At 37.5% G+C, this 23,360-nt stretch carries 16 protein-coding genes; 6 read left to right on the top strand and 10 right to left on the bottom strand.

The annotated features are described in order from the left end of the window. Positions 1-42 precede the first annotated feature (42 nt). From AC1RJ8_RS12315 to AC1RJ8_RS12280, 8 genes are all read right to left on the bottom strand, one after another. On the bottom strand, positions 43-2,859 hold the full coding sequence (locus AC1RJ8_RS12315; RefSeq protein WP_492954088.1) for a TonB-dependent receptor: 2,817 nt from the start codon (positions 2,857-2,859) through the stop codon (positions 43-45). Positions 2,860-2,973: 114 nt separating this feature from the next. Continuing rightward, positions 2,974-3,372 (bottom strand): hypothetical protein, encoded by a 399-nt coding sequence (locus AC1RJ8_RS12310; protein ID WP_492954089.1) that lies wholly within the window; start codon positions 3,370-3,372, stop codon positions 2,974-2,976. Between the two features lie 177 nt (positions 3,373-3,549). Beyond that, the gene (locus tag AC1RJ8_RS12305; protein WP_230144600.1) at positions 3,550-3,771 is read right to left on the bottom strand and encodes a VF530 family protein; all 222 of its coding nucleotides are present in this window, start codon (positions 3,769-3,771) and stop codon (positions 3,550-3,552) included. Positions 3,772-3,794: 23 nt separating this feature from the next. After that, positions 3,795-4,403: a class I SAM-dependent methyltransferase gene (locus AC1RJ8_RS12300; protein ID WP_492954090.1), complete on the bottom strand. Its 609-nt coding sequence runs from the start codon at positions 4,401-4,403 to the stop codon at positions 3,795-3,797. Positions 4,404-4,419: 16 nt separating this feature from the next. Next, entirely contained in the window at positions 4,420-4,827 is a 408-nt protein-coding gene (locus AC1RJ8_RS12295; RefSeq protein WP_492954091.1) for a RidA family protein, read from the bottom strand. A gap of 120 nt (positions 4,828-4,947) precedes the next feature. Then, positions 4,948-6,933 (bottom strand): M1 family metallopeptidase, encoded by a 1,986-nt coding sequence (locus AC1RJ8_RS12290; RefSeq protein ID WP_492954092.1) that lies wholly within the window; start codon positions 6,931-6,933, stop codon positions 4,948-4,950. A gap of 324 nt (positions 6,934-7,257) precedes the next feature. Continuing rightward, on the bottom strand, positions 7,258-7,998 hold the full coding sequence (locus AC1RJ8_RS12285) for a carboxypeptidase-like regulatory domain-containing protein (protein WP_492954093.1): 741 nt from the start codon (positions 7,996-7,998) through the stop codon (positions 7,258-7,260). A 68-nt stretch (positions 7,999-8,066) separates the two neighbouring features. Continuing rightward, positions 8,067-8,414 carry a Spx/MgsR family RNA polymerase-binding regulatory protein gene (locus AC1RJ8_RS12280; RefSeq protein WP_492954094.1) on the bottom strand — a complete coding sequence of 116 codons (348 nt, stop codon included), beginning with the start codon at positions 8,412-8,414 and terminating at the stop codon, positions 8,067-8,069. Positions 8,415-8,765: 351 nt separating this feature from the next. On the opposite strand from AC1RJ8_RS12280, the gene AC1RJ8_RS12275 reads away from it, so the two are divergent. The 3 genes from AC1RJ8_RS12275 to AC1RJ8_RS12265 all read left to right on the top strand — a co-directional run bounded on the left by AC1RJ8_RS12275 (position 8,766) and on the right by AC1RJ8_RS12265 (position 11,562). Beyond that, positions 8,766-10,301 (top strand): sensor histidine kinase, encoded by a 1,536-nt coding sequence (locus tag AC1RJ8_RS12275; RefSeq protein WP_492954095.1) that lies wholly within the window; start codon positions 8,766-8,768, stop codon positions 10,299-10,301. 224 nt (positions 10,302-10,525) lie between these two features. Next, complete coding sequence (locus AC1RJ8_RS12270; protein ID WP_492954096.1) at positions 10,526-10,840, top strand: GIY-YIG nuclease family protein; 315 nt, start codon at positions 10,526-10,528, stop codon at positions 10,838-10,840. Between the two features lie 47 nt (positions 10,841-10,887). Further along, positions 10,888-11,562, top strand: a complete 675-nt coding sequence (locus tag AC1RJ8_RS12265; RefSeq protein WP_492954097.1) for a LytR/AlgR family response regulator transcription factor — start codon at positions 10,888-10,890, stop codon at positions 11,560-11,562. 263 nt (positions 11,563-11,825) lie between these two features. On the opposite strand, the gene AC1RJ8_RS12260 is transcribed toward AC1RJ8_RS12265, so the two are convergent. Beyond that, a complete protein-coding gene (locus tag AC1RJ8_RS12260; protein ID WP_492954098.1) occupies positions 11,826-18,215 on the bottom strand; it encodes an alpha-2-macroglobulin family protein in 6,390 nt (2,129 codons plus the stop codon). 164 nt (positions 18,216-18,379) lie between these two features. Here AC1RJ8_RS12260 and ribH point away from each other — a divergent pair, with 164 nt between their 5' ends. Together ribH and ytxJ are read left to right on the top strand one after the other, a co-directional pair. Further along, entirely contained in the window at positions 18,380-18,871 is a 492-nt protein-coding gene (gene ribH / locus AC1RJ8_RS12255; protein WP_492954099.1) for a 6,7-dimethyl-8-ribityllumazine synthase, read from the top strand. A gap of 330 nt (positions 18,872-19,201) precedes the next feature. Beyond that, positions 19,202-19,534 carry a bacillithiol system redox-active protein YtxJ gene (gene ytxJ / locus AC1RJ8_RS12250; protein ID WP_492954100.1) on the top strand — a complete coding sequence of 111 codons (333 nt, stop codon included), beginning with the start codon at positions 19,202-19,204 and terminating at the stop codon, positions 19,532-19,534. A gap of 540 nt (positions 19,535-20,074) precedes the next feature. Here ytxJ and AC1RJ8_RS12245 read toward each other — a convergent pair. Next, positions 20,075-21,592, bottom strand: a complete 1,518-nt coding sequence (locus tag AC1RJ8_RS12245; RefSeq protein WP_492954101.1) for a malate:quinone oxidoreductase — start codon at positions 21,590-21,592, stop codon at positions 20,075-20,077. A 385-nt stretch (positions 21,593-21,977) separates the two neighbouring features. Between AC1RJ8_RS12245 and AC1RJ8_RS12240 the strand changes: the two genes are divergently transcribed. Then, a complete protein-coding gene (locus AC1RJ8_RS12240) occupies positions 21,978-23,279 on the top strand; it encodes a hypothetical protein (RefSeq protein ID WP_492954102.1) in 1,302 nt (433 codons plus the stop codon). Positions 23,280-23,360 lie beyond the last annotated feature (81 nt).

The following is a 23,360-nucleotide window of genomic DNA, read 5'->3' as shown; positions in this document are numbered from 1 at the left end:
TATAGATGGACTGTATACTAGGGATAAGATATTTTTAGGCACCTAATTAACGGTATTACGCGGGTTGCTCCGTTGGTTGTTTGCGCCAACTTTGGTTAACTTGTAATTTAGTGATAAATAAAAGTACCTGGTGATGTTGTTATACCTTACATCTTCAATCCGGCTGCTGTTTACAATTCTATCAATGCTGGTATTCTGGTTTAAAATATCAAAACCTTTTAAACCCAGTGTTACCCTGCGTTTCATTAAATATTTGTTTATGCCTGCGTTAAGCAAAAAGTAATTGTTATTAAACCCATCAGCGCGGCCTGCTGAACCAATGTGATCCAAATCAGCTTCTATCCGTAAGTCTTTAATGAACTCGTAACTCAGATTTAAAGTGTTATTTAGCGTAAAATATTTATTATCGATCGCTGATTCTGCCGTATTATTAACTTTGGTATAGGCAACATAAGCATAAATACCGGCATTAAATTTATCATCTATATCATAACTCCAGTTAATGTTCGGACCGATTTCGAACCTGTTGGTGATGTTTTTAGCGCCGCTGATAAAGTTTGTTCTATGTTCAGTAAAGAAATTTGCACCATAATTCATCCTTAAACCTTTAAGTTTTGATGGCATTCCAAAAAATGTTCCGGCACGCAGGTAATAATTACCATTTACATTGATCGGCTTTACCGTTTGGATACCATTGTTATAAGTAATATCATTTCCGGTATCATCAAAAGATAAGTTGTAGAGGAAATACCCATTCCAATAGCGGTTATTATCAGGACTAAAGGTATTGAAGTTTACCGATAGGCGATGGTTTTTCCGAGCTTCGAGATCAGGGTTCCCTATTCTTTGATATAATGGATTGGTATTGTTCTGTACAGGCTGCAGATCGGTAACGGAAGGCAGATTAACACTTGCCCGGTAATTGATCGCAATGGTTTGATTCGCTTTATTTTTAAAATTGACCGTTAAACGCGGCAATAGGTTATAATATGATTTTTCAATATTGCCAATATTGGCACCTACGTTATTAAATACATTGGCATTTAACAAACTTTCCTGTGCATTGAATCCGAAATTATAGGTCCAATCCTTTCCGGTGTAGATAAAACCCAAACCAGCAACTTGTTGGCTGTTATGATTATCGAAAGTATTGGTTAAGGATGGCACAATGGTTTCGTAGCGATCGGTAGTCGGGTTATAATCAAAGGTAATCTGCTGTGCATCAACAATGCTTCTTGTATAACCGTAAGCAAGATTAGCACTCCACTTTTGATTTAACTGCCTGGCATAATTCCCGTTGATGGTATAGGTTTTTGAGGCGTTTTCCTGACTCGCCTGCTGATTGATATTGGTAACGGTCTTATCACCATTTACATATTGATGAAGCAGTGATTGATTTAACCAGTCGGAATTAAAGGTATTCTGTGTACCATTTAACCGGAGCGAAACCGAGCCTTTTTTATTGGCCAATCTCCTCAGCACGGTAAACTCGCCAAATAAGGATGGGGTGAAATTATGCTGATTGTAATACTGGCTTCCATCATTTGCTTTTCCTGAAGCATCAAAATTAGCATTGAATGTACGGTTGTTGATGTTGGTGGTACTGTTGAGGATCACATTCGGACGGAATACCATATCTGTTAACGAATCGGGATGGTATTCTGCTTTAAAATTAAAGCGGTGTGCTTGATTGTTGCTATTGCGGTCGGTATTATCCAATGTGCGCAAAATATCACCTGAGCTTAAGTCTTGAATATTGGATAATTTATTACCTAAACCAGAAGAAAAATAAGTAAAATAACTTCCGCTAATTGCTAACTTATTATTCTTGCCCCAAGAATTACTGTAGTTTACTCCGCCACTATGTGTGGTGTAGAGTCCAATGGCATTGTTATCAAAAACACCGCTGCCGCCAATAGTGGTTTTACCATTATTGTTATTTATAGAGAAACTTCCTCCAGCAGGTGGGGCAAAAATATTCCCGATATTTCCACCGCTGAAACTACTCAGGTCATCGTAGCCGAAACTGGCATCGTTGGTATTATTGCTCATCCCCAAAACAGCAAATTGCAGGTTCTTATTAAAATGGTTGGCACTTAAATAACTTCCATATTTATCTGTTGTCCCCCCCGCAAGATTAGCGTTACCGAACCAGCCCTTTTTCTTATCTTCTTTAATGGTGAGGTTCAATACTTTTTCGCGCTGACCGTCGTCAATGCCAGTAGCTTTCGCTTCCTGCGTTTTACTGTCAATCAACTGTACTTTGGCGATAGCATCTGCAGGGAGGTTTTTTGTTGCCGTTTTAGGGTCAGTGCCAAAAAAGTCTTTTCCATCAACGGTTAGACGGGTAACTTTCTGCCCCTGTACCAAAATACTTCCGTCTTTATCAACAGTTACGCCCGGGAGCTTCTTCAATAAATCTTCAACCGCAGCATTTGGCCTGGTTTTATACGCATCGGCATTAAATTCTACGGTATCTTTTTTTACTGATGCTATTGCATAGCGGCCATTTACAGCAACATCCTTTAAGGCAATGGCATCCTCTTTCAATTTTAAGGTGCCAATGTTAACAGTCTTTCCGTTCAAATTGATCTCTTTAGTGATGGAATTGTATCCCAAGGCCGAAATTCTGATTTTGTAATCACCATTGGCAACCGCATTAAAAGAAAATTCTCCGCCTTTGTTGGTTACCATACCTACTTTTTTGGTCGAATCAGTTTTACCCGATAAAATAATGCCCACATATTCAATGGGCTGGTTTGTTTTCCCATCAATAATTTTTCCATTTATATTACCCGCTTGTTGTGCGAAGACTTTCGTAGATAATATGCACAGCAACATCCATAAATAGGTTTTCATAGTTAAAATTGTCTTTTTTGTTGGTTGGTTTGATTAACCCTTTTTTAAGGTTTCAACTATAAGACACCAAAAAAATTAAAATGTGACAAGAAAAAATATTTTTTTGCTCATGAATCAGGGCAAGTCGAAAGCGAAGGTATATTTTAACTTTTTTCCACTCAGCACATATTCAGATACTACCTTTCCGTCAACAAGGATTTTATACTCACCTTTAGATTTTTGCTTAGCAGTGGCAAAAGTTGTAAGCTGAACATGTGTTCCTGATTTTAGGGTAACACTTTTTTCCCAGATGCCACTTACCTCGCTTAGTTCAGTCTCCTTTCCATTTTCATCGGTGTAAGCTACATCAGCTTTTAAACCATCGCCAAAGCTGGCCTGATAAACTACATGGTAACTTTCTTTTTTAGGGGTATCTATTTTGCCTTTCGACATGGAATAGAACGTTGTCATGGTTGAAATAGCGCAACTGCCCAGTACAAGCATCAGCAAAAAACAATAAAAAATATTTTTCATTAGACAAGGTTTAGATCAAGATGACGAGTATACGCGGATAAAGGTTGCAAGGTGAGATAATTATTGAATGAGAGAATGACAGGATGATTGAATGAAGAAATTACTGGATGGCTGATTGAAGGAATGTTGGATTTGATCACTAGCACATTCGCTCATTCAAAATTCACTCATTAGATCTCATTTATGAAACGTATCAAGATATAATTCTTCTACCTTTTTACGGGCCCAGGGCATTCTTCTTAAAAATTTTAAGCTCGATTTTATAGTTTGGTTGTTGTTAAAACAATCAATCCTAATTAGTGACCCCAGTTTTTCCCAGCCGTAATGTAGCTGAAGATCGGTTACAATTTTTTCTAAGGTGATACCGTGTAAGGGATTGTTTTTTTGCTGTTCGGCCATGCTGCAAAGTTAAGGCAAAATTATCAGGGTTTATATTGCGCCATCCAAACATTTGCGCCGCCACAGGCGAGGTCGTTTATTTTATGTGTAAGCACCTCAAATTGATTCGATTCGAGCAACGATTGATATTCCTCTGTATCCAAAGAAGCATGAAATAAGTTTTCACCACCGTTCATCCCCCAAACCTCTCCGCTATCCGTTCCCGAGGTAAACAATAAAATGCCATTTTGTTTAAGGTGACGCCTAAAAATACCGAACATACCAGGCTGATCGGCTGCTGGAAGATGAAAAAAACTGTGCCAGGCAATTATTGCATCGAATTTTTCACTCAAATCAAGTTTACGCATATCTTTTAGCATAAACTGTGTGTCGGGAAAATTTAGTCTGGCCAACTCTAGCATCTGCTCACTGGCATCGATTCCGAGAACGTTTATATTTTGGCTGATCAGGTATTCCAATATAGGTTTTCCGCTACCACAGCCCAAATCTAAAATGCTTGCATTTGGAGGCATCCGCTTAAGTAAACCGTCTAAATAGGCTTTCTCCTCTAAACCAGCATAACGGTTTTGGGCAAACCACTTACCCATTTTATTGTAAGCCTTATAAACGTTTTTGCGTTCTCCTTTTTCCATCTTAAAGTCTTTGAATTTATCCAATGGCAGTGGCATCAATTTCAATTAGCATGCCATTTAAGGCCAATCTTTGTACCGGAATAAGCGTGTTTACAGGAAATTTCTGATCAGGCCATATTTTGTTTGATTCTTCGATCAGGATTTCGTGTTTCTCCTCATCATAATCTACCACCAATGTAGTGAGCTTTGCAATATTGTCCATACCTAAATTCTTACTTTTTAAGGCTAAAGCGATATTCTCGAAGACAATACTTACCTGCGTCCTGAAATCATCACTCAGTATGCCATCGGTTCTGCTACCACCCTGGCCCGCCACAAATACAAGTGAGGAATTGGCTGAAACTGAAGCAACATGAGAATATCCATGCGGACGGGGATTGTATATGCCTGCGGGGTTGGTAATTTCTAAATTAGTTTTTTCCATTTGCTGTAAATTAACTGGTGCTAAATTATTCGATAAGAATTAGGAAACCGTCGGTTGTTTGCAATAAAAAACCTCCTGATCTTTTAAAATCAGGAGGCTATAATAATTATTCAGGTTAAATTAGTTACCTGTGGCTGTCCAGGTATTATTATCCGTATTCGAATCTGGTAATACTTTATTAGGATCCAAAGTAACTGATTCAATCTCTTCAGTTGTTGGATAACGTACCAACCAAGTTGCGTTTTTCATCCAAACATCAACAGGAATTTTTACGATATCCGTTTTACCGCTTTTGGTTTTAACCTGCAGGATAATCGGCATTGGCATTTTCTCCAGGTTTACAACTTTAATTGCGTAGCCCACCAATTTACCGTCTTGCTTAACGGCCTCAACACTGGCAATACCCTGATCCATTTTCCAGTTGTTTAACCACCAGCTTCTCCAGAACCAGGCTAAATCTTCGCCTGCGCCATTCTCCATCGATCGAAAGAAATCAAATGGGGTTGGATGTTTAAATGCCCAGTTTTTAATGTACTGGCGGAAAGCATAATCAAAACGGTCTTCGCCTAAAATTTGCGTTCTTAAAATATCCAGGCCCCATCCCGGTTTACTGTACAGGTTAACCCCGATATTTCTTTCGGCCATACCATCTGGCATCTGCATAATGTTTTCGTAAATTGGGTTACCAATAACGGCTTTACCGATCCTGTTTAAATCAGCAGGAGGACTAGCGTACTCGCCATTATTGAAATTTTTCTCAGAAATACCGTTGATGAAAGTATTAAAACCTTCGTCCATCCAGCCATATTTACGCTCGTTAGACCCCACAATCATCGGGAACCAGGTATGACCAAATTCGTGATCGATTACACCCCAGGCACCTGCTTTTTTAGCTTTCCAACCACAAAACACAATACCAGGATATTCCATACCGCCAATATTGGTTGCTACATTAACCGCCATTGGATATGGATATTCGAACCATTTGGTTGAATAGTGCTCAATGGTAGATTTTACATATTCTACACCACGGCCATATGAATCAACACCGTTGCTTTCTACAGGTTGTGCAGAAACAGCCAGAGATTTTTTACCGCTTGGCAGATTGATTCTTGCTGCATCTAACACAAAAGATTTAGATGAAGCCCAAGCCGCATCGCGTGCATTTAAGATTTTAAATCTCCAGGTTAATTTATCTTTCGCCGGACGGGATTTTGGATCTGTTACCTCCTCTTCTGTACGGATGTGAACGGTAGCATCGCTTAGTTTAGCGGCATTCCACCTTTTTAATTGTTCTGGGGTAAAAACTTCTGCAGGATTTAACAACTCGCCCGAGCCCATTACAATATGGCTTGCCGGTGCGGTAATGGCAAAATTAATATCGCCATACTCGCAATAAAATTCACCGCCGCCCCAATACGGCAAAGTATTCCATCCAATTACATCATCATATACACACATGCGTGGAAACCACTGTGCAATGGCAAAAATTTCACCGTTTTTTGTAGTTAAATGTCCTGTTCTGTCCGACCCCTCTTTTGGTACAACAAAAGAATAATCCATTTTAATCGTTACAATATCGCCATTGGCTGCCATTGGTTGGTCTAAACGGATCTGCATGCGCGTATCTTCTACCAAAGAAGTAAATTTTACAGCTGCAGCTTTTTGCGATACACTGATGTTCTGGATTTTATAACCACCATCAAATTTTTCCCCTTGTGCACCATAACGGCTACGCGCTGGCGTAATAGCATAGCCACGTGAAGTTTCTTTAAAAGTATTCTGGTCTAATTGCAGCCATAAATAAGGCAATTTATCGGGACTGTTATTTTTGTAAGTAATGGTAACGGTACCCGTAACCATGTTCTTTGTTTCATCGAGGCTAGCTGTAATGTTATAATCAACGCGGTTCTGCCAATATTTTGGGCCAGGTGCCCCAATTGCAGAGCGGAATTCATTCCCGTTTTGTGTATAAAATAATGGTCCAAAGGCTTCAGCAGGGTTATAATTGGTAGCTGGTGCTGGTGTTGTAGCTTGTTGGGCAGATGCAGAAAAGGCAAAAACGCAACAAACTAAACAAAAAGTTATTAGTTTAGTCAATTTCATGATAATAATAAGGTTGTAATCAGGCGGTAAATATAAAAAATAACCACATATAGATTGATATGTGGTTATAATGTTACCAATAATGGCTATAATGTAGTTAAAAAGGCTTTTTTAACTCTAATTCGGTCAATATTTACTCGTATCTGTTAATTTTAATTTCCTTTCCTAACGCTACGGAATGCTGACCTGTAACGAAGTGGAAAGCTACGAAGTAAATTTATTTTACAAGTAGAAATAGTGTTTTCAATTGTCTTGTAGCTACTATGTAGTCAGCACCTTTCATGTAAAGAGACCCTGAAATGAATTCAGGGTGACGAGTATTTATTAATTCGCTTTTAATTTGGGCAAATCCTGCAGTTTTCTTTCTTGCGGGGTTAATTTTTTCCATGCGACAAAGGCACGGGATATATAATAAGCATAACGGTATGGCCTTTCTGCCTTTACTGTCTCTACCGAAGGGCGATAAATAATCATGAAGTTTTTAAGTTCCTCCCCCTCTAGTTTGGTCATATCCGTAATGGCCTTTGCGGTAAAGTTCTCATCAATTTCCTGGAGATACATTTCCTTTTCCTCTAAATCGGCCTCTTTTCGTTGTTGTCTTTTGTATTTACCATAGCCAAGGTTTAGGTTTAAGCCACCAACCTTGTCGGTCATCCGTTTACGGTTTAGGTTTCCACCTGTACTCAGTAGTGTATATTTTTCGGCCAATGGATCTTTCGCATCAGTAACCTGACTATTCATCCGCACTGCTGTAATATCTACATCTTTTAAACTGTTCGATTTAACCGGAAGATATATTGTTCTATTTAACAGGTTGGTTAAGTACAGTGTATCGGTATGGTAACCTACGGCAGAAAACTCTAAAAGATCGCCAATATTGGCACTAATGGTATACTTACCTTCTTTATTTGTACTGGTTGATTTTTTACTGTTCAGATTTCTGATGCTAACACCAGGAAGAGAGAGCGTTTTTTTCGAGTAATCGAAAACCGTACCCGTGGTTACCGTTTGTGCAAAAACACCAACTGGCAAGGCAAGCAATAGAAAAATGATCAGTTTGTACATATTCAAAAGTAACTTAGTTCGACATTTAAAAGCTGCATTTAACAAACTTTAACATTAAAACAATTGAATTAGGCTAGTGTTTTTAAATAATTCTCATCATCAAACCCAATTAATATGGCTTTGTTGTTCTGCTCAATAATCGGGCGTTTTATGGCGCTGGTATTTTCTTTTAAATAAGCTATTGCCAAATCCTGGTTATCAATTTTAGCCTGCTCCTCTTTAGTGAGTTTTTTCCAGGTTAAACCTTTGCGGTTTAATACCGTTTCCCAGCCGAAGGTATTACACCATTCATTTAATTTTTCAGTTGTAATGCCTTTTTTCTTGAAATCATGAAATTCAAAATCAACCTGATGTGCTTTTAACCAATCGAGCGATTTTTTAACTGTATTGCAATTTGGAATTCCGTAAACGGTCATATTGAATGAATGAATTTTGAATGAGTGAATATTTGATGATGAATGAATGTAAAAGCAAAGTTAATAAACTGTTTAGCTTTATGCTTAATATTTTGAAGATCCTTGTTTTATTGTGGCGATGGATGTGGTGTCCAATATTTCTATCTGACACAAATCGTGATTATTCATTTGGGTATTAATTCAGTCGCCAGTCAGATGGCAACATCTGACAGCACAACAAACAAGAAACTTAATCTTAAAATCAAATAATCCTAAAAATCCTGTTCATTCATCACATTTTTTAGCTCATCCATCACATTTTAAATATAGATGTAAATTCTGTTCGTAAAATTGTGGTATAAACTAAAACAAATGGTAATTCTTTCAGGCAACCCGTCAATAAAAACCAAAAACATCAACCAGCTTGAGTTTTGGATTTCTACAACACTATATATTCTGGCATTGATCAGTATTTGTTCGTCTACCGTTTATAACAGGGGTAATTCGTATCGTTTTGAAGAAAGCCAAATCGATTATAGTGTAATATCAAATTTCTTTGTACCCGAAGTATTTAAGATCAGCATTTTATATATCAGTTTTTTATTGTTCAATTTTTGCTTCATGCCTCAACTGGCAAACAGGAAAAACATCGCACTCAATCTTATTCTTAGCATTTTGGTAACATCGTTTTCTGTTGTTGCATGGATGGTTTTTAACACCTATTCTCAAGCTTACCGACTGTTAGAATATGATAACATCGAAAATGCCTACGGTATCTTTTTTGGAGAGGCTTTTACATATATCTTTTTTCTTTACCTGCTTTTTAATGCCTACGCATATTTTAATGAGCGGGGTTTAGAACTACTAAAAAGAATTCCCTTTTTAAAGCATTACAATAACAACATCATCCCAGAAATTTTTATTTCAACTAAAGTCTGGTTGATTTCGCTCATGGTATTTGCCGCAATACTTTCTTTAAAGATCGATCACGAAATATTGATTATCTGGCTAATTGTACCACCCGTAAATATTTTCTTTGCCTTTTGTGCTATTTATTACATCATTCCAAATCTCAGAAAGAATTTTAAAGGTTTTGGTCGGTATTTTTGGGGAAATGTAGGTTTAACCATTATCATTTCGCTGCTACTGCTCATGATCTTAATCCCCTTTATGCACAATGGCGAAGCCGTACCCATTACTTTAATTTTCAATGCAATATGTTTAATGTGTATTACTACGCCATCTGCCTGGTATGTTTACAAGCATAAATTTGAAAAACTCAGCGAAATCCAGATGCTTAAAACGGAGTTGGGTAAATCGGATGCGAACCTTAATTTCTTAAAATCGCAGATCAATCCGCACTTCTTGTTTAATGCTTTAAATACCTTATTCGGAACAGCTTTGCAGGAAAATGCAGAAAGAACAGGAGAAGGGATCCAGAAACTGGGTGATATGATGCGTTTTATGCTCCATGAAAATACCCAGGATAAAATTTCATTAACCCGCGAGGTAGAATACCTGAACAATTATATTGATTTGCAAAAGCTCCGTACCTCTCGCTCTGCAGATATCAGGATTGATACACATATTGAAGAGCAGTTGAATAACCTGCAGATTACGCCGATGCTGTTGATTCCATTTATAGAAAATGCGTTTAAACATGGTATCAGCCTGCAACAGCCTTCGTACATTAAGATTACACTGCAAACCAAAGAAAAAACTTTATATTTTGATGTAAGCAATAGCATTTATATCAAGGCAGATAACGATCCTGAAAAATTAAAAAGTGGCATTGGACTAGAAAATGTTAAACAACGTTTATCATTACTTTATCATGGAAAACACGAATTGATTATCCGCGAAAGTGCCAATGAGTTTTTTGTTCATTTAACTTTGACGTTGGATTAGTCCTTCGACTTTGCTTATGGCAACCCATAATTTGTCATGTCAATATAAATGATAATTTATCTGCGACTGTCACCCTGAGCGTAGTCGAAGGGCAGTAGATCAAAAATATCTGTTGGGATTAATCTTGATTTTATTATATTTAAAATGTCCTTCGACTCCGCTCAGGATGACACCACGCGTTAGTATAAAGCAAAGACGAAGTACCGACAAGTCAAAATAAAAATATGAATACCTACACCGTTTATATTCTAAAATGTGCTGATAATTCATATTACACAGGGGTTACCAATGATATTAATAGACGGTTATATGAACATCATAATGCTATAAATCCAACTTGCTATACTTCAACAAAAAGACCGCTAGTTTTAGTATTTTGCGAGCACTTTGAAGATATTAATGAAGCGATTAGCTTTGAAAAGCAAGTTAAAGGCTGGTCCAGAAAAAAGAAAGAGGCCATTATAAACGATAACTGGGATAAACTTAAAGAACTATCCATTTGTAAAAACATTACCAGCCATACAAATTTTACCAGATAATTGGCTTCGACTACACTCCGCCTGATATCCACCAACACAAATACAAAATGATTGCCATTGCTATAGATGATGAACCGATTGCATTAGAGATTATACAATCACACGCCTCAAAAGTTCCATTTGTAACGTTGCAACAAACTTTTACCGATGCCTTTGCTGCCATCAGCTATCTTCAGCAAAACAAGGTTGATTTAATTTTTCTGGATATCAAAATGCCAGATATCAGTGGTATTGATTTTTTAAAGAGTTTGAACAAGCCCCCAATGGTTATCTTTACAACGGCCTATACGGAGCATGCTGTGCAGAGTTTTGAGCTCGATGCTGTCGATTATCTGTTAAAACCTTTTTCACTTTCTCGTTTTTTAAAGGCTTGCAATAAAGCCCAGGAACTATTTAACCTGCGCAACCAGAAGCAGGGAACAAAAACAGAATATATTTTCGTAAAAGACGGTTACGAGCAGATTAAAGTGGAGTTGGACGAAATTCTTTATGTGGAGGCCTCGGGCAACTATACCCAGATCCAGCTAAAAAACAAACTTTTAAGCTCAAGGATTACCATTAACGATTTGGCTGAACTGTTGCCAAAAGCAGATTTTATCCGCTGTCACCGGGCTTTTATTGTAGCTAAAAATAAAATATCCAAATTTGACCGCAGCCAAATTTGGATTGGAGAAAAAATTATCCCTATCGGGGCAACCTATACCAATATTAAACTTACTTAATGTAATTTAAGAGGTTATATCATAAAGGCAATTTCACCTCAGATGATGTCATGTTGAGCTTGTCAAAACACCTTAAAGCGTATTTAAGCAGGTCCTTCGACAAGCTCTCCGTAGGAGTCCTTTGGACAGGATAACAAATCTATATTTATGATACAACCACTTATGCTTCGTTGGTTAGACCCTGAAATAAATTACCTTCAGTGAACTCGCTTGAAGCTCGGTTTACTCTGTAGCTTTCCGCTTCGCTCTAGGCGGCCAACCTCTTAAGGTTTTACATTTACCCTTACCCCTGCTGAGTGGGTAGTAAACTCAGGTGCATACATGCTTTGCAAAGAGGTAATTCCATTTGAAAAATTTCCGGCATGCGTAACCCGCAGGGGATATTCAAATACGTAGGTTCCTTTAGGCATGTAACTGATAAAGAAATTGGTTGAAGCATCTTTTGTACTTTCATAATAACCCAAACCATCCTGATATTTATACCTAGAGATTACGTTTACAGGTTCAAAACCCGATGAGCGCATATCTTTCAAATGAATATATTCCATATCCCGATCACAATAAATTTCAATACGCACTTTCAATAAATCGCCAGGGGCCAAAATATTGGTTGCCGTAAGCGGAATTAAAACATCGCCTTTTGCGCTAGCTTTTTGGACAAATAATTGCTTGTTGATTTTAACACCTGTATTGGCCGGGGTAATTTTATCCAGTTGCTCAAAATATTGCCAGTACAATGCGCCCCAGGCTATGGTTTGGTTATTGTTTTTAACCTGTACCTTCCCCATTTCTGGTTTTACATTAGCCGCTGCAATAGTTAATTTTTGATAACCCGTTCCGGCTTCTTTTGTGGCATTCGGCTGTTGTAAATCGGCTAGTTTTTGATTTCCGATCATAATTTCAGGATCATTACTTTCACTTAATAAGTCGGTACCTTTCATTAACAATGCATAACAGGCAGCAGCAGTAGCTTTGGTTGTTTTCCAATCGTTGGTCTGTTTGTTTTTAAGCAGCCAGATTTTCATTTCCTCCACCGATCTGGCATCGTTAGTCACCTCGTCGAAAGCCTCTATTAATAAAGCCTGTGTTTCTATCGGGCTTTGGTACCACCACCAGCCTGCTTTATTGGTAGCCCAGTACATACCGAGTTCATCATTTTGCTGAGCCGTTTGATTTAATAACGTAATAATTTTTTTGGCTTCTAATTCATTACCATTTCTATTTAAAACCAAGGCGGTTTGTGCCAACTGGTACGTATCAAATGTTTTCCAGTTCGCTATTAATTTTTTTAGATAGAAATCTTTGGCCTTTAAAAAATCTGCATTGTTGTTTTTTTGATTGGTGTAGCTTCTGGCGAATAGGTAGTGCAAAGGTAAATAGGCAAAACGTTTTCCTTTCACTTCATCTTTATAATCTTTAACCAGCTGTGCATCTAAATAAATAATGGCTTTGTTAAGCATTACATTAAAATTAGGATAAGCTTTTTCGTCAATCAGTTTTAGTTTTTTTAACTGGCCCATGCCTAAAACAATGTGCTGTGTGATGTACCGATCTTCCTGCATGCCATTAAACCAAGGAAAGGCACCATTATTAAATTGCATTTTCTCTAACTTTTCGAAGTTGTTTTTCAACTCGTAAGTCATTCTATTTAAATCGAAAAGTATGGCTAAACGTTTTTTACGCTCATTTTCATTATCGGCATTACGTACCCAAGGTGTTTCTTCTAACAAAATTGATTTGAGCTCCTGATTTTTTTCCAGGTTAGATAAGAGGGCTTCGCCATTATTTGTGTTTTGCCATTGTTCGAAAACGGTTTTAATTTTAGGTGACGAATTAATAATACCTGTTGCAAAACTATTGGCATAAAACCGGCTAAAAGTTTGCTCAGCGCACTCATAGGGATATTCCATCAAATAAGGCAATGCCTGCACAGCGTACCAGATGGGATTTGAGGTAAACTCGAAAGTTAAACTTTGGTTACGCAAGGTTTTTGAAGCTCCTGATTTCTCCAGCTTCTCAAAATCGAAAGTTTTAGTTGTATTACCGCGTACATTTATGGGCATACTTTCGGTAACCAACATGGCATTTGCCAAAACCGGAATGGTGTTTTCTTCACCATCGCTAAACTTGCCACTTTGGGCCAAAACTTTATAGGTTATGGCACTAATACCAGATGGGATAATTAATGTCCATTTTAAAACGGTGTTGCCTGCATCATCAACTTCGAAAGTTTTTTCGGTTTTTTCGTTTGCCTCAAAAATCTGGATCGGCTTAGCTGTTAAGGCATCGGTAAGTACTAAACTGGCATTGCCGATAAGTTTTTTGCCCGCCAGGTTATTTAGTTTGGCGCTTAATAAAATGGTATCCCCTTCACGGAAAAAACGTGGTGCATTAATCGCAATGGCCAACTGTTTTTGGGTAACCAATTCGTTGGTGATCGATGCCGTTTTTAAATCTTTGGTATGTGCAAACCCCATCATTTTATAGCGTGTTAAACTTTGCGGGATGGTAAACTCGATCTTGATTTCGCCTTTGGCATCGGTTAACAATTGTGGATAAAAAAATGCAAGCTCGTTGAAATTAGTACGTGGGGTGATGTTAGGTTTTTTGATGACAGGCTTGCCATTTACGATTTCTAAACCTGTTTTAGGGTCGTAACTGTTAATGCTTACGAAATCATATGACCCCGCATCATCTACTGCAACTGCTTCCCCTTTTAACTTTTCGACTGTTGGTGGCGCTACACTTAAACCTGCTGCCTTCCCTTGCAAGGTAGCTGAACCTCTGATCTGTACCGATGCACTTGCCACCTCCTTTTTCTGCGACCCATAGCCCACAACCACCACCTCATTTAAAGCATTTCCATCTTCCTTCAGGCTTACATCTATCCGTTTTTTAGCGCCTACTTTTATAGATTGGTTTTTAAAACCTATAAAAGCAAAACTCAAGGTTTCTCCTGCTTTAGCATCAATGGTATAAATACCAAAAACATTAGTAGTGGTTACTGTTTTGCCAGATTTCACCTGTACACCTGGTAATATTTCACCATGTTCATCAAATACCACCCCGTAGGTTAATTTACCATTGGCCAACTCAGCTAATTTCTGAACAGCCTCAGGAGATAAACCTCTTTTTTTTGGCCTTTTCAGACTGTTTATGTAATTACGGTAACTATAGTTATAACCACCATAGTAATTGTAACCGAATAAATTAAGATTTTCGTAACCACGGGTAATTACACTATAATTATTTTCAGACCTTAAAAACCATAAATAACCCGCGTTAGCGACATCATTTACATTGAAATTCCAAGTGTAAAAATAATAGTTAAAGCCTGTTGGTAACTGCGTGTTCCAATCCATTCTTTTCAAGTCGTCCAAACTTGCGTCGTATAGCGTAGCTACCATTTCGGCCATCTGTTTCTCGCCATTTTTATTACTGATCTGCAGCTTCCAACTCTCCTTTTCTCCGGGCTGCAGTTTATTTCTAAAGGTTAAAAATTTAATATCTAACTCTTTTTTCGGATCTATAATTTTAACCTGTTGCATAGAACTGTAAATCATACCCTGATGTACCATGGTAAACTGTACGGCAAAACCATCCTCGTAATTACCTTTCGGTTTAATTTTAACAAAACTTTGCTTTGGTGATAGATTAAGCCATACCTTTTCGGCTATACTATCACGATAATAAACTTCATAATAAGCCCTGCTGTTATCGGCTAAGCCTGCCAAGCGAAAAACAGCACTTTCAGTCGGTTTAATTACACTAACCTCAGCGGCAATCCATTCGATATTAGATTGTATCGTTACAGGCTCTTCTTCCTTATAGATAACTAAATACTTATCTACGCTAATGGTATCGTTCTGCTCGTTTATAGCTATTAAATTGATTTTATAATAACCTGGTTTTAGATTTTTCTGATTGAAGGTTAAACTCCCCCGACCATTTTTGGCCGTCGGGTTTTGCTTTAATTCTACCGATTTTATGGGCCATTTGGCTACTTCGAGTTCGTTATTATAATCCTCATTAGGAAAACACTTAATAAACGCCTCTTTACTTAATGCATAGTTTTCGGCATAAAACGGACTCTTGTTCATTAATCTGGATGGTGCCTGCAACAAACTCCATTCGGCCTTAACATTCGCTTTAATGGGTTCGTAGTTTAAATTGGTTACCCAGAATTGGATACTATCGGTTTTATTGCTTACATAAATAACCTGTTCGGCACCGACACTAAGATTGATATCTTTTTGGCCCACATTTATAGCTGTGGTTTTCGTTCGGGTTTCGCCATTTAAATCTGTTACCTCAGTTTCAATTTCGTAGCTATAATTCTGTTTGGTATTGGTGGCCTTTGCAAAAAAGGTAATATCGAATTTACCACCCGGTTTGGTACTTGTTCTGCCAATGGCAATTTGCTGCCTCTCGAAACCCCTAGAACCATAAATTGCTGCATACTGTGCATAATTTGACCGATAATCGTAGATTGCCCTGCGGAAGATCTTATAATTTATTTTCGCATTGTTTACTGAATATCCAGAAAAAGCACTGGCTTTACCATGTACTTTAATACTATCGTTTAATTTGTATTTTTGGTTGGGCTTATCAAAAACGATTTCAAAAGTTGGGCGTTTATATTCTTCAACCTGCACATTAATACGTCCATAATCGGTTTCGATCTCCATGTTGCCGTTTAGTTTCCCCATTGGTATACTAAAGGAACCCTGAAAAGTACCATAATCATTACTGGTAACATTTTTTGTTGCTATTTCCTTACCATTGGCATCGTTAAAAAAAACCTCAATTACCTTATTTACCACAATTTTATTTTTGCCATCTTCCGATTGCAAGCATATACCCTTATAGTAAATGGTTTGACCCGGCCGATAAATAGGTCTATCAGTAAAAAGAATTACACGCTCTTTATCATCGTCATCCCGATAGCTGTTATAATTATTGATGTTTACTTTCAATTCGTCTTTCCCAAAAGTCGCCACCGCAAAAGACATATTCCTATCGGTTTCATTTGTCGTTGCATAACCATTTTCATCAGTGGTAATTAAATCGCCATTAATGTATTTCCGCTTGTTATAATCATATCGCTGTTGCTGGATTTTAACATTTTTTAATGGTGCACCGTTGCTCAGCTGGCTAACAAAATATTCATGTTTTTCAATATTGCGCCTGTTGATTACAGCCATTGCAGTAACCTTAAAATTAATATTGCTATAAACAGTATCTTTTTGTTCGCGGTTAACAGTTTGGGCAATCAAGGTATAATTACCAAAGGGTAAACTGTCTATTTTATCAATTAAGGTATGGCTTTGGTAATCACTGGTTTTCGGCACTATCACAAACCATTTTTTGATTACTTTATTTTGATTAAAAAAAGCTAAAAAGCCATCTTTGTTTTTAAACTGTTCGTAATCATTATGGGGTTCGGGTGCTTTAAACAGCCTGATATGTACTGTATCTGTATTTTTATATGATAAATATAACTGTGCAGGTTTATCCGGCTGGATATATCCTTTTATTTTAATTGACAATTCGCTGCTTTTAATCTGCCTGATTAAATTTTCTGCATTTTGCGCACCGATACTTTTAGGATAGGCCTCAACAGCCTTCTTAGCTAAAGCAACGGCTGTTAAAAGATTTTGTCTGTTGGTATCAACAGGCAATTGCGCATTTTTATGCATCAGTGCCTGTTCATATAAAATATCGGTATAAACTTCGGTTTGGGTGCTTTGTTCGGCTAAATTACGCAAAGCGTTATTGTATAATTCCTGATTATCGCCACTAAAATTTCGTTGTATAAATTTTAAGCGTTTTAAATCAACATCCGCCAATGCCGAAAAGTTATTGCTGTTTTGATGAAATCTGATCAGGTTTTTAAATAACAGTAAGGCTTGCGGTTTAAACAATGTACTGTCATTTCTGAGTTCCATCGCTAAAAAATCCTGTTTGTTGCCAAACCAAGCGGCATTGCTCATATCAATTGAGTCATCATCATATTGTGTAAGGTTAATCTGTGTGTTGCTAAAAACATCGATAGCCCGGTGTGCAAGCAGATCGTACAGCGTTGGCCTGTAATTCCGGTTATTTTTATCACCCGCCAAAACGGCATCCAAAACATCAACTTTAGTTTGTTGTAAAATTTTGGCTTCTTTTAACGATAACAGGTAGTACTTTATCGTTTCCTCATTTAGTTTTTTAATGCTCCAGGTTTTAATGTCGTTGCCAATATCGCCCTGTACTTGTGTTCGCGATCCAATTTGCCACCTATTTTGTTGCAAATAATTCCAATATGTTTCGGCTAGAAGCGACTGTAAAATGCTTTTTTCGGGTTGTTTGGCATTGTTGATGTCTGTACGCAGGTCAACCAAAATTTTATCAAAGGCATTTTCTTCCAAATAGCTTTGAAACATCATCCGGTAGATAACTGATTTGATCAGTAATGGTGCATTGTTCTCTTTCTGTGCCGCTTGATTTATTTTTTCGATCAAAGTCAGGGCATCCTTGGGTTTGGCTTGGTTAGCAAGAGAGTCAACCCGATAAAAATCGGCCAGCGTATATTTATGCTGAGCAGAAACATCGAAGGAAAACAAAAAGGTAAAAAGAAATAAAGCGGAGATACGTAATGATATGTTCATAAGATGGCTTTGCGTTTTAATATAGATGGGCAGAACGTAAAAATTCCATAAGCGGTTAAAATTTTATCTGATTATTATACTAATCTAACCATAACCGAACTAAATGTTACAAGTAACAAACATTAAGGTTTTTAACATTCGAAGCATAACATTATCTTTGCCCCATGTCAACACAATTAAAAAATCTATCTGATTTCTCTCACACCACAGTTCCGAGTGGAGCTAACTATACATTCGGAATTATTGTAGCCGAGTGGAATGCCGAAATTACCGGTGCTTTATACAATGGTGCATTAAAAACATTGTTAGCTAATGGTGTTGCTGAAGAAAATATAATTTCTTTACCTGTGCCGGGAAGTTTTGAATTAACAGGTGGTGCAGAAATTCTATTGAGCAAAAGAAGCGATATAGATGCTGTAATCTGTTTAGGGTGTGTGATTCAGGGCGACACAAAACATTTCGATTTTATTTGCGATGCAGTGGCACAGGGTATAACCAATGTTGGCATTAAGTATAGTAAACCAGTTATCTTCGGGGTTTTAACCACCAATAACCTAGAGCAGGCGCAAGACCGTGCTGGTGGCAAACATGGCAATAAAGGAGATGAGGCTGCAATTACTGCCATTAAAATGGCTGATTTTTCGGCTCAAATTTAAACTTGCGTTTTAATAATTATTTGTAACTTAGAAGTTTAAAAATTAACAGATCCCGATGAAACCATCATAACTCGTTCATGATCGCTTCATCACCATTGAAATAACAATATATATACGGATGAAAAAAGTAGCCATCTTACTATTGGCGGTGTTTTGCACCATTACCATTTTAGAATCTTGTTCTTCTAAACTTTGTCCTGCTTACGGATCTTATCCAGAAGGAAAACGCAGAAGGAATTAATCTGCCTCATTTGTAATCTCATATTCAGGTCATTTACAGAACTTTATTTAACTGTAATTGTTGTCCTGTAAAACAATACGTATAATATCATGACTTGGGTTAACTTAACTTCAATAGAACAGCTTGACGAGATCAAAAATGCAAGCGGTTTTAGCCTTATTTTTAAGCACAGCACACGTTGCTCAATCAGTTTAATGGCTAAAAAGAACTTCGAATTTGATTGGGACATCATTCCTGCAGACACAAAACTTTACTTTTTAGATTTAATTAGCTATCGTGATATTTCCAATCAGATCGCCGAAGTGTTTCAGGTAGCACACCAATCGCCACAGATCTTATTAATTAAAGATGGCGAGTGTGTATTGGAAGCATCGCACAGTGATATTTCTGCCGATGAAGTTGCAGAAGTAATTGCGGCTTAACCATAAAGTATTTTTCACAAAAGAGGGTATTCAAGCAATTGGATACCCTCTTTTGCGTGGTAAGAATATGTCTCATTTTTTTGAAAAGCAAGGTCCGGTTTGCTATTGGTTACTGTAGTCCTGCTGTACACTGTAGTCCCGATGAACAATCGGGAGCTGCCGTTCCCATCAGGTTTATTGAGGTAAGGCCTGTGAAGAGAAAAACACCAAACGTTCCTACGGAACGAAAAAATATTTCTCCTCAAGTGTTACCTGTGAAACGTTCCTAACGGAACGAAAGAAAACCAATGTTACTCATGAACCATCCGTAAGAATATGATGACAGATAGCTATAACGTATCGGCCGTCCCTTCGGGACGAATGGTAGGTAGCAAATAACATTTTGTTATTTGTGTTCGTTCCGTAGGAACGTTTGGTGATGCAAATGATCAATTACCTATCCCATTATGGTCTCTGTGCGGACACAGACCATGGAAATACCTAAAACAAAAAAGTCCCGATTTACACCGGGACTTTGTATAAGATATATCGTTGTTTCAATTAAGCTATTACAGCATTTTCAATTTTTAGCACTTTTGAGGTTCTGTTTCTGGTTTCTTTACAAAGATCCGCATCTTCCGCAAGTGATTTTCCATAAGTCGGAATCATCTCTTTGATTTTCGCCTGCCACTCGTCGGTAGCTAAATCTTCTGCAAAGCAACGGTTTAATAAATCGAGCATGATAGAAACAGCTGTTGATGCACCAGGAGAAGCGCCCAGCAAAGCTGCAATAGAACCATCAGCAGCACTTACCACCTCTGTACCAAACTCTAAAATACCGCCTTGTTTTTCGTCTTTTTTAATTACCTGAACACGCTGCCCGGCATATTCCAGTTCCCAATCTTTAAGTTCGGCAGTTGGTAAATATTCTTTCAACGCTTCCAATCTATCTTCTGGCGACTGCCTAACCTGCTCTATTAAATACTTTGTTAAATCGAGGTTATGCAATCCGGCAGAGAGCATCGGACGGATGTTATTAAATTTAATTGATTTTGGTAAATCCAGGAATGAGCCATTTTTAAGGAATTTGGTAGAGAAACCAGCATACGGGCCAAATAATAATGCCTGTTTGCCATTAATCATTCTGGTATCTAAGTGTGGAACCGACATTGGTGGCGCACCAACCGCTGCCTTACCATATACCTTTGCATGGTGTTTTTTGATAATTTCTTCATTGGTACATTTCAGCCATTGCCCACTAACAGGAAAACCGCCAAAACCTTTTCCCTCAGGAATATCCGATTTTTCCAATAATGGCAAAGAACCGCCACCGGCACCGATAAATACAAATTTAGCTACACGTTTACGTTTATCGCCGGTTTCTAAATCTTTAACTTTTACGATCCAATTGCCGTCTTTATTCTTTTTCAGGTCGCGGATTTCGTGATTGAAATGCAGATTAACATTGCTTTGTTCCTTTAAGTTGTTAAACATATCACGGGTTAAGGTTCCAAAATTCACATCAGTTCCCAGATCCATCTTTGTTGCTGCAACTTTTTCGCCCTTTTTACGGCCATCCATAATTAAGGGTGCCCAGTTTTTTACAAGCTCGGTATCCTCGGTATATTGCATATCGCTAAACAGATCACATTGGGTTAATGCATCGTAGCGTTTTTTAAGGTATTCTACATTCTTTTTCCCCCAGACAAAACTCATGTGAGGAATATTGCGGATAAAATTACAAGGGTCAGAAACCAATCCCTTGTTCACTAAATATGACCAAAATTGTTTAGAAACTTCAAAATGTTCTGCAATCTGAACCGCCTTTTTTATTTCAACCGTACCATCCTTCTTTTCGGGCGTATAGTTTAATTCGCAAAAAGCAGAGTGTCCCGTTCCGGCATTATTCCAGGCATCAGAACTTTCTGCCGCCGCAATATCTAAACGTTCGTAAATTTCTATGCTTAAATTGGGCTCTAATTGTTTTAACAAAACACCCAGGGTTGCACTCATGATGCCAGCCCCTATTAAAATTACATCAGCGTCAGTTTTACCAACTGTCTTTTTCTTTTTTGTCATCTTAGCTTAAAGGAGTTACAAATTTAGAATGATTTTAAACATCCTACGAATTTTAGGCCATTAAATCTGAAAAAATTGCCAAAAAATTAGAAATACTTTCCTCTTTTTGACATGTTCTAATCAAATTTTAATCCAAAAATTAGTTTAGTCAATAACAAAACAAATAGAACATAAAACTGACCACAGAAACCGATTGTTAATTTGCTAATCGTACCATCTATTTCCTTTAAAAATTTATCATTTTACTTTTAAAAACTCAAAAAAATTTAAATTTCGATAATTGAGGAATGTCCTGAAAGGCTAAATTTAGAAGAATCTGCGTTTTTCATTTTTTTTCTTTCCTAAAATGTTAGTTTTAAACATCTATTCGTTTAAAACATGCCTCATGAAGAATTTAATTTTATTTTGCGTTGTCCTATTTTTAGCTGCCTGTTCTGGCGAAAAAACCGATCAGCTTTTACTCGAACTTGATAAAAAGAAATTGGCTGAAAACATCAATTACGATAAAATCATATTTTATAAATTTGCTAAAATAGCTGTCCGTTCAACCGCTGTTCAGGATACCACGCAACCCGAGTATCAGAAATTCAGCAAACAGGCACAAAGCGTTGTTCGAACCTTAAATAAAGTGAACGGGTATGGAAATGAAAACATTTCTGTAATAGATGCCTTAAGGTTGTATAAAGAATATAGATCGGTTAAACAATTTGTAAAAGAAACCGATGAAGATGTTTTTCCTCTCCTGACAGCTGGTTTTATCGCGATGAAAACGGGTGTAAAAACGCCGCAGCCATTTTTTAAAGATACAAACAAGGCCTACTATCAAAATATAGAACATGCCATTTTAAGCATGGCTGTACTGGCCACCAGAGATCTGGGGCAACCTTTTGCTTTATATGAATGTGCTAAAACTCAACCAGAACTGCTGGATGATAACGAAATTAAAACACTTTTAGAATTTGTGCGCGGTTTCTTGTTTTTTAGCAACAACCTGTTCTATTTATCTGAAGATGGCCTTTCGAGAAACATTAAATGGCTGGATAAAAACGAGAAAATCCCACTCCCCTACACCAAATCATTTTTTGGCTGGAGCCGTTTAAATGATGAGCAGACACATTTGGCTTTCCATAGCATGAACTATCTTTTTAGAGGTTTTGACAGAATGAGAATGGAGCGAAAAATTGATGAAGAAAGATCGCTTGAAGATTTTGAGGCTTTCTTAAACGACATGAACAAATTGGGCATTCAAAATGAACTGGTTTGGGGAATAACCGCTTATCTGAATTTAAAAAAAGAAAGACCAGAGCAGTCGCTTCCAGCCCTGGAAAAACTGAGCAAAAGCCCACTATTTTCTAACAGCGAACGCGAAGCACTACAACAAACTATGATTTATGTAAAAGACCGCGACTCAGACAAGGCTTTAACCAGTGTGTACGACAAAGCATTTATCGGTAAAATTGCCACTAAATACATGGTTGCGGTACTCTCGAAAATAGACTGGGAAAAACTGATGAAACAGCAGGGTGTTCCTTATACCGAAGAAGTATTTGCTGGCATAGGCAAGTTTAAAGCGCTTTCTAATTCGGTGAGTGAGTATACACAGCCCTCAACCATAGAAAAGGGTAAAAAAGAAATTGGCAAAAAAGGTAGCGAACTGCTCGAAAAAGCTAAAGGTTTTTTGAATTAAAAGACGATTCGTCATCTCGATCCGATAGCTATCGGATGAAGCGCAGCGGAATGGAGAGATCTTTTAACATAGTTCAAAGAT

Source organism: Pedobacter sp. GW822-FHT03F06, assembly GCF_058801365.1.
The sequence above is the reverse complement of the archived record's forward strand: the minus strand, read 5'-3'. Positions and strand labels throughout refer to the sequence as shown.